The organism is Bythopirellula goksoeyrii, from assembly GCF_008065115.1.
GTDB lineage: Bacteria > Planctomycetota > Planctomycetia > Pirellulales > Lacipirellulaceae > Bythopirellula > Bythopirellula goksoeyrii.
Window position 1 is genome coordinate 3704460 of record NZ_CP042913.1, and the last position, 14256, is coordinate 3718715.

The 14256-nt window shown below is 51.6% G+C and carries 5 protein-coding genes; 2 read left to right on the forward strand and 3 right to left on the reverse strand.

Going from position 1 to position 14256, the window contains the following annotated elements:
* Positions 1–14: 14 nt before the first annotated feature.
* Entirely contained in the window at positions 15–2513 is a 2499-nt protein-coding gene (locus tag Pr1d_RS14740; protein ID WP_210417718.1) for an alpha-L-fucosidase, read from the reverse strand.
* Positions 2513–4672 (reverse strand): pectate lyase family protein, encoded by a 2160-nt coding sequence (locus Pr1d_RS14745; protein ID WP_148074238.1) that lies wholly within the window; start codon positions 4670–4672, stop codon positions 2513–2515. The genes Pr1d_RS14740 and Pr1d_RS14745 overlap by 1 nt, the downstream gene beginning before the upstream one ends.
* Before the next feature lie 638 nt (positions 4673–5310).
* On the opposite strand from Pr1d_RS14745, the gene Pr1d_RS14750 reads away from it, so the two are divergent.
* Entirely contained in the window at positions 5311–7935 is a 2625-nt protein-coding gene (locus tag Pr1d_RS14750) for a hypothetical protein (RefSeq protein WP_168205244.1), read from the forward strand.
* A 79-nt stretch (positions 7936–8014) separates the two neighbouring features.
* Here Pr1d_RS14750 and Pr1d_RS14755 read toward each other — a convergent pair whose 3' ends face one another.
* A complete protein-coding gene (locus tag Pr1d_RS14755) occupies positions 8015–9361 on the reverse strand; it encodes an alkaline phosphatase family protein (protein WP_168205499.1) in 1347 nt (448 codons plus the stop codon).
* 568 nt (positions 9362–9929) lie between these two features.
* Here Pr1d_RS14755 and Pr1d_RS14760 point away from each other — a divergent pair.
* Positions 9930–14036: a CotH kinase family protein gene (locus Pr1d_RS14760; RefSeq protein WP_238476725.1), complete on the forward strand. Its 4107-nt coding sequence runs from the start codon at positions 9930–9932 to the stop codon at positions 14034–14036.
* Positions 14037–14256 lie beyond the last annotated feature (220 nt).

Below are 14256 nucleotides of genomic sequence, written 5' to 3' on the forward strand. Positions count from 1 at the left end.
TGATCTAATTGAGGTCACTCTGGTGAACCAGCGGGCTGATTAAGCTTGAGCCCGGTGATTTTTAAAGTAATGGCAAACTCTGATATTCTCTCAGGGGGGAGATCGACTGCCAAACCTTTGTCCGACTGACTCCATTCTAAGGAATCATCAGAACCCAAGACCGATACCGACTCGATGTTACCTGTCGTCGTGGAGAGTGATTTGACCAGTAGCTTTTCGTTCTCGGGCGGGGCAAGCGCGATAGCATATAAGGTGTCTCCCTTGGTGGTGAAGCGAAAATCTTCGCCGGTAAATGGCTGACGTTTAGTATCCGCAAACGATCCTCCTACCGCCAGCGTAGGGCCCTCGCCGAACATTTTCCAGGGGCGCGTGCTGTAGATTGCTTCGCCGTTCACTTTGAGCCAAGCACCGATTGTGCGAAGCATCCGCTGCTCAGGCTCAGGAATCGTGCCGTCTGCTTTCGGGCCAATGTTGAGAAGCAGTGCGCCATTTTTGCTCACGACGTCGATCAGATCGTCGATGATACTGTCTACATCTTTGTACTCATGGTTTGAGACGTATCCCCATGAGTTCTTGGAGACCGACGTATCGGTTTGCCAGAAATCCGGCCGGATACCTGGAGCCAAGCCCCGCTCGATGTCGAACACGCCGGTTCCCTCGGGAAATGACTGGCCTTCCCATTGCTTGTAATCAATGGTCACTTGTTTGCCCCACTCGGCGCCGCGGTTGTAGTAATAAGCGGCAAACCGCTGCAAGTAGGGCTGAAAGACAGGCTGGCAAATCCACCAATCGAAGTAAATGACCTCGGGTTGATACTTGTCAACGATTTCACAAGTACGCAGCAGCCAATCGTCGAGAAACTGCTTGTCCGGCATCTCGGCGTGGGTCTCGGCTACGCGCTTGTTGTTAGCGGGACCATAGAGGCTACTGTTTCGTGGGTCCAACACGTCAGAATCGATCAGCATTCCTTGATCAAAAAACCACCAGTGTTCGGCACGGTGGGATGAAGCACCAAAGACGATTTCCCGCTCGCGAAGGGCAGGGGCAAGCTCACCAAGAATGTCCCGCTGAGGGCCTTTCTTGGCAGCGGACCACTCAGTGAACTCACAGTCGTACATCGGAAAACCATCGTGATGCTCAGCCACGGGGATCACATACTTTACTCCCGCCTCGTGAAACAAATCTGCCCACGCAGCTGGATCGAACTTCTCGGCTTTGAATAATGGGATAAAATCTTTGTAGCCAAACTCCGCATGGGGGCCAAACTCCTTGAGATGATGGTCGTATTCGGGTGTTCCCTTGGAGTACATGTTGCGGGGATACCATTCGCTGCCAAAAGCAGGAACTGAGTACGGCCCCCAATGGATAAAAATGCCAAATTTCCCGTCGCGGAGCCATTCGGGAGTCTGGAAGCCTTTGAGTGAATCCCAGTTCGGTTGGAAAGGCCCCTTTTTGGCAACCTGATCGATGGCAGCAAGGCGCTTATCGATGTCCGTCTGGGGAAGGGCTGGTTCTACTGGTAATCTCACGTCGCGGATCTGCTCGCTTCCCACACGAATCAAATAAGCGAGTTCCTTGCGTGTGATTTTGAGTGCGGTCCCATGTTTGTGCCCCTCGGGGAACGCCACCTCTGAATCAATATTGGTAAATGATTTGAAATCGCGAGTTTTTACTGCCCCATAAGAGTAATCCTGATAGGCATCATAATAGATGAGCCACTCATCTTCCAAATTGAGGACTGTAGGTCCCTCTGTAAACTTGCGCGTAAACGGTGGAGAAATGTTTTCCCAGGGGCCGAGTGGCGTCTCGCCAAACGCCACTCGTAGATTCCTCTCTGGTCGAGTATTGTCTTTGAGGACGAGCACGTAATCATGGTCGCGTTTCACGATTCTACAGTCGATGACGCTGAAATCGGGATCAAGGAACAACTTGGAGGGAGTGAAAGTCTTAAAATCCTTGGTTGTGGTGTAGTACATCCGGTGGTTGTTGTCGTGGTCTTCCTGGTAGTCGGGAAAACGCCCGGGAATGGTTGATGCCCAGCAGATGATATATTGCATTTGGACATCGTCGTAAAATAACTCGGGTGCCCACACATTGACCGTGGTGGGTTCATGCTGCATGACGGGCACGAATTGTTGTGGTGACCAATGGACAAGGTCGGCGGAACTCGAGTGCCCAAACCCTTGGTCCCCTTTCCAGCCGGTGGTCCACACAAGATGGAAAGTACCATCAGGGCCACGCAACAGGCTCGGATCCCGCATCAGTTTGCTGTCGCCCACGAGTGGTTTCAAAAACCTGCCAGGGACATTGGCCCACTGCAGCCCGTCAAAACTGTAAGCGAAGCGTAAACCATCCTCACCGTTCCCACGAAATGTAGTAAACAGGTAAACGTCTTCCTGTTGGTCTGCTTCTGGCTCATCGGTTGCAGCAACTGCCGATGCAGTACAGTGCAGGAAACAAGCGACCGTCAGCAATGAGATCAGTGCCACTCTAAGAGGATAAAAAAAATTCATTATTCGCTATAGCCGTTGGTAGCCATCCACTGGTGGTACTCTTCGATATTGGTGTAACCATCGCCATTCGCGTCATCATTTGATTCCGAGAAATCGTTGGGTGCCGAATTGGGATTGAGCCCCTGGCGTTTTTCCCACCATTTTGGCATTCCGTCGCCATCGGTGTCCCAATCGGCAGGGCGATGGGTTTCGGGATATTCTTCCCAACCTCCGACATCTTCTTGAGAATCAGGCAGACCTGGATACCCTGTGACACTTCCTTCGTATGTCGTCGTCCCCGAACGAGTCTCTTCGATCACGCGCTTGTCGTGATCGTCGAGGACGGGGCGATTACATCCTACGTCTGCCAAGACGTCTTCAAAAGCGTCTTCAGCGGTGGTCGTTGACACATAGGACTTGAAGAAAGGCTCTTCGACAATCCAGTTTTCATGCGGCTCGCCATGTCTTTCGAACACGCCAGAGAGCTTTTGACTGGCATCAAAGCGACCTTCCATCACATTGCCATCGACATAGTACTTTTGGGGACCGAAGCTCGGCACGGCCTCGCGCTCGGCCATTAGCACGTGGAAAACCTTAGTCGATGCGCCAGGCTTATAGTAGTTATTGACGAAGTTGACCTCGCGGGCTCCACCATCGGTCGTGCGGTGACTCCAGTTGTAAACGACGTTGTTGCGGATATCGAGCCTACCGGCATGCCTGGTTGCCTTGTCGAGCCCTCCCGCCAGGCTCCAGTTGCGTCCTGCACAGTGGGCTAACAGATTGTGATGAAAACTGCCGATGTCGCCGCCGATGCTGGCCGCATAGCCATGCTGGGTTCCTTCTTTGTATTTCTTGTGTCCCGCGACATTCAATGCCTCTGATATTAGAGTACGCTGCAGGGTAATATCCTTGGCTCCTCGGGAACTGAAGGCTTCGTCCTGCGTCCAACTGATGGAGCAATGATCCACGATGCTGTTGTCGCAACTCGCCATCCCCATGCCGTCCAAGGTTTTACCCGACGTATCGCCGGGCCGAACCCTTAAGAATCGTAGGATGCAATCATGGGCTCCCAACAATCCCAGGTTGTAGTTCGAGATACAAATCCCTTTGCCAGGAGCGGTTTGACCAGCCAGCGTAAGGTAGGGGTCACGAATAATAAGCCGATCTTGAAGAACTATGCGGCCACCGACGTCAAAAACTACGGTCCGAGGTCCTTTTGCTTCGACTGCTGCACGCAGGCTTCCCGGCCCGCTATCGTCAAGATTGGTGACCTTAATCACACGGCCACCACGTCCGCCGATCGCAAAGCGACCATAGCCCTCTGCTCCAGGAAATGCGAGGTGGCGAACACGGAACTTCCAAACATCGCCGCGAGTCACTTTGCCGGCACCATCAACCGAATCTACTCGCCAGCAGTAAAAGAGTTGACTGGCGTTGGGGTCGACTTTGAGGTCAAAGCTGCTGTCCGTGGTGCTACCGAGCATCAACTCAGACTCTTCCACTGCATTGGCAATCTTCTTTTCTGCTCGGTCGGCATCTTCATCAGAAGTCACATATACCAAGTGTTTCTTGGATGATGCGGCCGGATTCCAAGTCAGGTGAAGCTGCCCGCTATCGCCGTCAGCGTGTGAATCACCATTTTCGGGTGCTGGTACGCGTGCCTTGTGCTTGGGGTCGGAACCGTCGATTTCGATTCCATTGATAATGACATGGTTCCTGTCTCCAGAATCGGCGGAGACACTAACTATTACGGGCTGACCTAGTTTGGTATCGAATTCCAGATACGCGCTCTCCGCATCTTCATTAACAGGGACTCGCGATGTCGGCGTCACACCTTCAACCGCCGGGTTGCTATTAATAGAAATGGAATAGGATCCGGCCGCAGAATCTGAAACTGTGTTGTGGTAGGTGACGAGCGAATGGCGTCCCGGTTTCAAACCATCTATTTCGAGTTCGATGGATGCAGGCCCTTCATTGCTCTGGACAGCTACCCCGTCGGTCGCCATTGTTGCCCCGGTCGCCAGAGCAGCTTTATACCATTGGCCTTCGATCGCTTTCCCCCCACCCGCAGGACGTAGCCTGACTTGAATTCCTTCGAAAGTCTTCGATGCTTCTGTGCCATTGGGGACTTGCCATTCTACCCATCCTGGAGTCGCCGTATCGCTGCGACCCGTGTCCATGCCCAAATCTATTCGTAACGGGGCGACCGCGCAAGCAGTTGTTCCAATCGATAATAATGCTGAGATGGACACTACTCTGCATAAGCACAGGATGAACTTCATAAGATTTACCTTTAAGCGGGATCATGTACCCACAGACAAGCCGAAACAATGAGGGGCTGGAATAGGAATGGTTTGTGCCAAACTACTGATTTAACACTCAAGTACAAACTACCGCTTTTTCTTCGTGCATTCAGCGAGCGTTTCTTGCAAAAACACTCCGGCAAATTGCAATGCAATTGTTGGGTGGTCCGACCTCCAAACGGTCATCCCTCTCGTTCGGACAAGAAGAATTGCAAAAATCACCATGGAAAGTAGGGCAACGTTCAACTTTACTGGAATAGGACTGTCCAAGAAGCATTCCGAAACCCTGATCGATACGAGGTTCATAAAACTGCGTATATTTGGCGGTCAATTGCAATTCTGTCTGCTATATCGCTTACCCTCTTATGACTATGATTGATTTGTTAAGTGCCTTTTGATTGCCGGTCGCACTATATTCTTTTGCTGTCAGCGAATCTTCTTGGCCTCATCTCGAGTTCCATTTCAGTGGCAGCTAGTCCCATCCAGAACCCACCAATTGAGAATTCCGCCATTAAATGACATTAACCATACTATCTCAGAATTGTCTCAAATACTTTGGATTACTATTCCTATCCCTGCAAGTTAGTTCGTTCCTTCTTCTATCCAATTCCTCCCAGGCAATGGCCCAGTTGCCCGCTTTCCCAGGTGCTGATGGAGCAGCTGCGTACTCTACGGGTGGGCGTGGTGGAATCGTGTATCACGTCACGAAGTTGAATTCGGCGCTCGATGATTCTGAGAAAAACGATTTCGGTACTATTCGCTATGGATTAAATAATAGTAATTTTCCTGCTGGGCCTCGTACGATCGTCTTCGATGTTGGCGGGGTATTCGATCTCGGACGAGGGTTCCTTCCAAGTTTTCCCGAATGGGACGCCAACGGAAATGGCTGGGACGCGCAATCTCGACTCACCATCGGTGGTACCAATATTACGCTCGTCGGACAAACGGCTCCAGGGGCGGGAGTCATCTTCATGGGGGGCGGACTTAAGCCACAGGGAAACAGCAACATCATCCGCAATATCACGGTGGCCTCAGGTTATGGTATGCGGAATTGGTGGAAACCGGGAGATCCATTTCCCGAGCAGCCTGTGCCAAATCCCAGCAGCCTGGGCCCTGGGATTTTTCCCGATTCAACGGTATACGACTCGTTGGATATTTCTGGAACGAATCTGATGATCGATCACGTCAGCACGCTCTATGCTACCGACGAAACGATCTCGATGAACGAAGTTGCCAATAATATCACAGTCCAATACAGCAACATCTCCCAAGGACAGAATTACCCTCAGTGGGATGCCGAAGGGGGTGGTTTCACAGGGCACGCTCTTGGCTCCCTATTGGAAGCCGGTACGGGGGCCGCTATTAGTTTTCACCACAACCTCTATGCACACCAAAAATCGCGGATGCCTCAGACCCAGGGCGATGCTGCTTACTATGACTTCCGCAATAACGTCTTCTACAACTGGATGGGAACCGCCGGGTCCATCAGGAGCCCAACGAATGCAAACCTAATCGGCAACTTCTACCTCGCCGGCCACGGTGGCGATAATCCAATCGGTGGCTCGAACACTGGCATTACGACAACTAACGGTGGCACCAGCGTTACGGGTGGCAGTAGTAGGGTCTACCGCGAAGGCAATCTGCTCGACACAAACAGAGATGACGATCCTGATGACGGGACGGTTGTATCGGGTGGCGCCTCCAATCCTCTTTGGTCTGGTGGCACGTCAACTTATGCTGGAACGACCGACAACGCTCGTGATGCTTTCGATCGTGTGCTCGACTATGTGGGAGCCAATTGGTGGACACGCGACGACGTGATCGACACACCAGATGAACGGATCATTGACGAGACCCGCACAGGTACCGGCAAGATCGTGGCCTGGGCGGATGATCCTTGGAACAACGATCCGAACGAAGGCGTGGAGTGGCGGGCGCTAAAGAACACGCCTCAAGCTAATCGCGCTACGGATTGGGATTCCGAGGCCAGTGTTGGCTATGGCGTGGGAGACGGAATGCCGACCTACTGGGAGTTGCAGCATGGACTCGATCCGAATGCCCGCGACGACACGGGGGACTTCGACAACGATGGATACACAAATCTAGAGGAATACCTTAACGAAATCGCTGCATGGCCAGCACCGAATGCGATCGTGTTCAATAATGCAAATTCCGACGGACGTTTTGCCCACATTCTCAATTGGGATGCAAATCCTGATGTCGGCTCCGTCCATCCTTGGCAACCCTCTAAGTATGACACGGCTGTTATCGACAACGGCGTCGTGGCGGTCGACTCGGTCGGTCAGCATGCAGGAAACTTGCTACTGGCGACGAATCCTGGCGACAACGCGACGCTGAACATCACAGATGGTTGGATAAAAGTCCAAGATGCTTCGCATGGCATGAGCGACGGCATCACCGTGATTGGTGACAATCCAGCCGCGACTGCCGAACTCAATCTCTCCGGCGGCAAGCTCACGACCAAGACCCTGCTCCGAGGTGCCGGCGGATCTTTCAATTTCACAGGTGGGACGCTGAGCGCCGAGACCGTGGGCTTTGATCTGGTAAACAGTGGTGGCACCATCTCTCCTGGCGCGAGCCCTGGCTTGACCCATGTGATGGGTAATCTGACTATAAACAGTGGTTCACTCGCTATTGAAATTGGTGGCACTAATCCGGGAATTACCTTCGACCGTATCGAAGTCGATGGATTTGCGGACTTGATGGGAACGCTCGATGTGACCTTGACGGATAGTTTTACCCCGACACTTGGCGAGAGTTTCGGCTTTCTGTTTGCCAACGGGGGATTCAACAGCAACTTCAGTGCCCTTAATCTGCCAGATATATCCGGCCTGGGTCTTGGCTGGCAACTCAACCCAGGGGGATCAACACTTTTTCTGGAAGTCGTTGCTGGAGGCCTCTCCGGAGACTTTGACCAGGATGGAGACGTTGATGGAAATGATTTCCTCGTCTGGCAACGCGATTCTAGTGTTGGTAATCTCGCCGATTGGCAGACTAACTATGGCTTAGCCGCGCCACTCGCAGCCAATTCGTCAGCCGTGCCAGAACCGTCTTCGCTGACATTACTTGCTCTCGTCACCTGTTGTGGTGCACTACTCCGCGATCGGAAGAGGAGTTGAGTCTCTAGTCAGGGACAACCGAAGTCTCTCAAGGGCCGTGAGAGAGTTGGCAAGATGTTGAACTGACTACGAGGCAAGTTCAGATTCGCAGCCAATGCTGGATACCTGCACGCTTTGTTTGCTGTTGGAAGCAGATGACGCCCAGCAGCATTAAGATCATGCTGCTTGGTTCTGGTACCGGAGTAAGCGTATCCACCAGACTCGATCCATACTGACGCTGCCACACGAGAAAATCACTGCCGTCCACGTTGCCATCCGAATTCGCATCCCCGATGTTAACTTTGGCTCCACCAGCAATACTGTATCCAGCCTGCCAGATGGTGAGGTCATGCGAGTCGACAGATTGATTCGCGTCGAAATCTGCTTCAAAGTCGGAAGCTACGACTAAGTCTTGGTTGGCGTTGATTGTCGAACCTGCTACAGGCCCCAGGCCCAAAAGGTGGAGCGCCAAGTTGCCGGTGTCCCCGTTGCGAATGGGCTGAGCACTTGCGGTATAGCTCGGTCGATTTGCTCCAGGATCGAGTCGGGAAAGTGGATTCAATGAATAGAGATCTGCCCCCGGTGCCACTCCTGCTCCCCAAACAAGTACGGGGATCGTGTAGTTTGCGGGATCCGTGGCAGTTCCATGCCCCGTACCCGTTCCACCATGATCAGCAGTGAGAACAATGATTGTGTCGTCAATGAGGCTGGCATTGGTCTCGATCAGGTCAAACATATCTCCCATATAAGTATCCATCGTTTTCACGGAGTTGTTCCAGGACTCTGAATCCCAGCCCGCGCTATGCCCAACCCCATCGGGAAGCAGATAGTGAAGAAAAGAATAATTGATTCCAACCGTTGCCATATCGCTCAGAAAACTATTGTGCATGGATATGAAATTAGGTGTGATGAGGTGGATGTCGATCTTGTCACGGCCATTGTCCGCGCCTGTTGTGTCAGGAGCCCCAGTGGAAGCAGTGTAGCTCTGTGCGTAGATGGCAAACTTATCTTTCGACGCATAAAGAGCCGTGGATAGTCCGTTGTCGTGAACGATGTCGAACGTGCTGGAAATATAAGAAAGGTTTGGATTCCCCGAATTATGCAGCGTTGAAGTTGGAGAAAGTGATCCGTTATCCAGATATCCATGATGAGTTGTGTTCGGCACCCCATCAGGCTGCTCCACCGGGCGGCCGGTCAACATTGAAGTATGGTTCGGTAGCGTTTCCGTGTTGGAGTAGTCAGTTCGACCATTGAACGTTGTGGCTCCCTCGTCGACAAATCGCTTGAAATTTGGAAAGTCTTGTGGCGAAGAGTTGATGTAGGATTCGAGCAAGTCACCGCGTAGTCCATCAATACTAATGTGTATGACGTGAGAAACCGCAGCAAACGATGTCTCCACAGCGAGCAGGCAAAGACACAATTGCAATACCACAATAATGCTTCGCATAAATGAAAAAAATTTAATCACGAAATCCCTTGTGGAATGCCAGTAGAAAAGAAACGTCGAGATGCCAATGCTTATAAAGGAGATGAAGCACACAGTACATAATAAATATTATCACATCTAATCACATTCTATGCACGTTTACTTTTTTTCGGACGGCCACAAATGACCGGACTGGCAAGAACGAGAATTCATTACGTTCGACCCTTGAACGTTTGGAAAAGAAGCATCTTGCAAGCTAAAGACCAATTAACGCAAACCGGCTTTCCTGCCGCCATTTCCTAGTGAGAATCGAGCAATTCACGATTATAAAGAAGGTATTAAGGAACAGTTCTTCTCGAATGCCGTCCCGTCGGGACGGTCTCCTTTCTCTTACTAAATCTTGCAACCGATCTACACCTTGAGAGTGCTCAATCGAATGAATTACAATCGACAGACCAAAGGCAAATCCCTAAAGACCTGGTTACCTGGTATCTCCCGAAGTTCGAGATCAAGGAAGTCGACCGTCCGAGGTGGCTCATCGAATTCACTTAGATTCGAACAGTTGGAAGAGCGTCTTGCTTTGACCGTTGTGATTAACGAGTTTCTCTCCGATAACGAAGATGGCCATAGGGACAACGCAGGTCATCGTCACGATTGGATTGAACTAAAGAACACGGGCGTGGTTGCTGAAAATATCGCCGGATGGTATCTGACCGATGATTCTGGAGACCTTACCAAGTTCCAGATCCCCTCTGCCGGTGCACTTACCACGCTTGATCCGGGTGAAATCCTGTTAGTTTATGCTTCGGGTTCTAACGGCGAGGTTGGACTTGTTGGGGGCGAAATTCATACGAACTTTCAGCTCTCTCAGGAGCCCGGATTTCTGGCTTTGGTGCAGTCGAACGGCTCGACCATCGAAGATCAGTACAACTTCTACCCCCAACAGTTTGCTGACATATCTTATGGGTTAGGTGTCGGAGTGGGCTCAACCACAACAGAGACATTGCTCGGAGGTGGAACCTCCTCAACTGGCGATGGGTCACCGGCCCAATTCAGGCGGTTTACCGGACCGAACGCGAGTATTGACGATCACTGGACCGAGATTGACTACGTGGCGACTGGTGGAGACGGTTGGTCGAACACGACTAACGGCCTCGGGTTTGGTTATGGCAGTCCATGGCAGGACAGCACTGTCTCTTTGGGTGGAGAAATTAGTGCTTATGTCCGTATGCCATTTTCGGTAGCGAACAAGGCAGAACTTGCTTCGATGAATTTGGACCTGCGTGTCGACAACGGCTACATCCTGTTTCTCAATGGCAGGGAAGTACAACGCGAGCGGGTCACGACCGACTTGAAAATCGGAAATGACTGGGAGTTGAATTCTCGTCAAAACATAAGCAATTCGACGATCACGGGTTCGCCAAGTGAGATCGATCTCACTGCGTGGCTCGATACGATCGAGGAAGGCAACAATGTGTTGGCTATCTATGCAGCCAACCACACCAGTGATTCAGGAGATTTTCTAGTTCATGCCGAATTAACTGCTGAAAGAGCGAACGGTGCTATCGCCGACACGTTTATGGTCACACCCACGCCGGGCTTGGAGAATGGAGCTGGTTATCTCGGCATCGTCGAAGACACCAATTTCTCACACGATCGTGGCTTTTACGATGCACCATTTCCGCTGACGATTTCCACGTTAGAACCTGGGACTACGATTCGCTACACAACGGATGGTACAAGACCCACCCTAACCAACGGTATAACTTATACAACTCCGATCACAATCGATCCGGCAACTTTGAGCCACTCCGATGCGGGTGTTGTCATGGTGCGTGCAGCCGCATTCAAGACAGGCTACTTCGCAACGAATGTCGACACGCAGTCGTATATTTTCCTGGACGAAGTTTTGAACCAGGATGGCAGCGGACTACCCACATTTAGCGATTGGGGACATTCCAGTGATCCCGACTGGGAAATCGATCAGAGCATAGTTTCTGCCGTTGGTGCGGATAACCTCAAGGAAGATCTGAAATCCATTCCGACAATGTCTCTTGTCATGGACTGGGAAGAGTTGTTTGGCAACGGAACAAGCAGCGATGGCCACGGCATATATACACAGACCGATGGTTGGCGGGATCGCAGTGATGAGCGATTTGCGTCTCTCGAGTATTTCACCGAGGGACTGACTGAAGAATTTCAGATCGATGCAGTCGTCGAAATCCAGGGCCATTCGAGCGCCAACCGCTGGAATGAAGACAAGCTGTCTTTCCAGGTGAAATTCAAACAACCCTACGATACGCGATTGCAATCGGAAACGTTGTTCGGCAATTCAGCCGTCGATGGACAGAATGCAGCCACGGCGTTCGACACCTTGATTCTCGATGCCCAGCATAATTACTCGTTTACGCACGCCAATACGTCCGTTCAGAGTCGGTATGCCACCATCATTCATGATCAGGTGGTTGCCGATCTCTCCAACCTCGCGGGGAGTGAAGCCCCGCATGGCCGATGGGTGCATCTTTATATCAATGGGATGTACTGGGGAATCTACAATGCCCACGAACGCCCGGACGATTCCTTTGCCGAGGAATACTATGGTGGAGATAAAGACGATTATCTGGTGGTCAAGGGCTTTGATGGCATCAACATGAGCCATGGCGGGACTCACGAAAAGTTTCTCCAAGTCGACGGCGGTTTAACTGCAGAAAATGCGTACCGCGATCTGTTGAATACCGTTGGAGGCAACATGTCGAACCTTGCCGAGTATCAACAAGTCGAAAACATTCTCGACATTGACTCGTTCATCGATTATATGGTCGTGTTGTATTATGCAGGCAACTATGATTGGGGAGAGAACAATTGGTTTGCCTCATTTGACAGCGTCGCTCCCAGCGGACAATGGCATTTCCACTCCTGGGACCAAGAACACGCGTTTCCAAATAATCAAAACGCGGGCGCTGGTGACAGTCGCAATCAAGACTACGATCACACCTTGCAGGTCGCTGGAGATTTTGGTGAACACCAATACGGTCCGACCGGCATTCATCACATGTTGATGAGCAGCCAGGAATATCGTTTGCGATTCTCTGATCGCGTCGAAGAACTCATGCAAAACGATGGCGTGTTGACACCTGCCCGCGCACAGAGTGTTTGGCAAGCTCGGGTGGACGAACTCTCCGACGCCATTAATGGTGAGGCGGCGCGATGGGGAGACAACCGAAGCCCAGACAAAGACGGAGACACTTGGGCTACCAATGTGCAATACACGAGCGATCACTTCTTCTTTGCCAATGGTTCCTATCAAAGCCGCACTGACGAGATGATCGACATCTTCAACAACACCAGCGGATCGGGCGTTGGCAAGACCGATTGGCTAGTAAATTTGGAATCGCCAGATTTCAATCAATTCGGCGGCACTGTTACGACGCCGTTCAATCTCACGATGACCAACCCCAACGGCGGTGGCACGATTTACTACACCTTGGATGGAACAGACCCTCGCACGGCAGGTGGGGGTATCAGCGCTTCCGCCTTGGTTTACTCGGGTACAGTCAGCTTGACGGATTCGACACAGGTGAGAGCACGTGTACGTGACACGTCCCAGTCGGGTACGGCAAATGATTGGAGTGCCGAGGTCAATAAGACCTTCAACAAAGATGAGCCGTTGACACTACGGATTGTCGAACTCATGTACAATCCTGCCACCGCCGGCGATCTGGAATACATCGAGTTACTGAATACCGGTGCCTCAATCATTGATCTCACTGGAGTTCAGCTCGCTGACTTTTCTTCTGGCGGATACACGTTTGCAGGAGGTACCCTGGCGGCCGGTGAGCGAATTGTCGTTGCCCAGGACGTGGCCGCTTTCCAGAGCCAGTATCCTCTGGTAACCAATGTCGAGGCGAGCCCATTCTCTGGTAGTTTGAGTAATAGCGGCGAGACCGTAACCCTGAAGGATTCTTTTGGCGTCGTGATCCAATCCTTCGCCTATAGCGACGATGGCCTGGCAGGTTGGCCGACCACGCCCGACGGCGGGGGACGGTCCTTGGAGTACGTCGGTCCACTCAATGCGGGCGAGAACCCACTCGACGGCGCACCTGGGGATCCTTTTGAGGTAGCCAGCAACTGGCAAGCCAGTGCCCAAAATGGTGGTTCCCCAGGCGTGGACGGCAACACTGTCGAAGATGCAGACTTCGACGACGACACTTCAGTTTCTGGATCAGATTTCTTAGTTTGGCAGCGAAACATTGGAAGAACCTCTGGAGTAAGCAACTCCACTGGCGACGCCAATGGAGACAGCCAAGTTAACGGTACAGATCTTACCATCTGGCAGGCTCAGTATGGTTCGACGGTTCCTGTTGCCTTGACTACGACCAGTAGCTTGGTCGCTGAAAGCGAGACATCGCAGCTGCAACCTATAACGGCTAGTTCACAACTAACTGGCGTGACTGGTTTGTATTATTCCTCAGGAACGAGTAACTCAGCTGACAAGGACGCCATTTTCGCAGATGAGACTATCGAGCTTCTATTTGTTGACTCTGCAATCGAACTTCCTGGACAAGTTGCTGGGAGTGAACAGTCTGCTCACGACGAAGCCCTTTCGATATTCGGAACCCAAGATTCAGATCAAGATCCAGCGGAAGAAGAAGTTCTTACTCTACTTGCGGAGCATGCAATTGGATTCGCAGGATAGTTATATTCCTCAAACGAATATTGCATATAGATAGGCTCGATACACAGCACTTGCTATCTCAGTGCAAGCACTCTCCTTAGTCACCTGTAAATTAGCTGAGGTTGGCTATTTCACCAGCCAGAGAAAGCTGACGACCAGTCCAGCAACAGCGATCCAGCCGGTGGTACCTCACTGATTTATCAACCATTGGAGATTCTGATAGGTTGGCTGAAAGTGAATT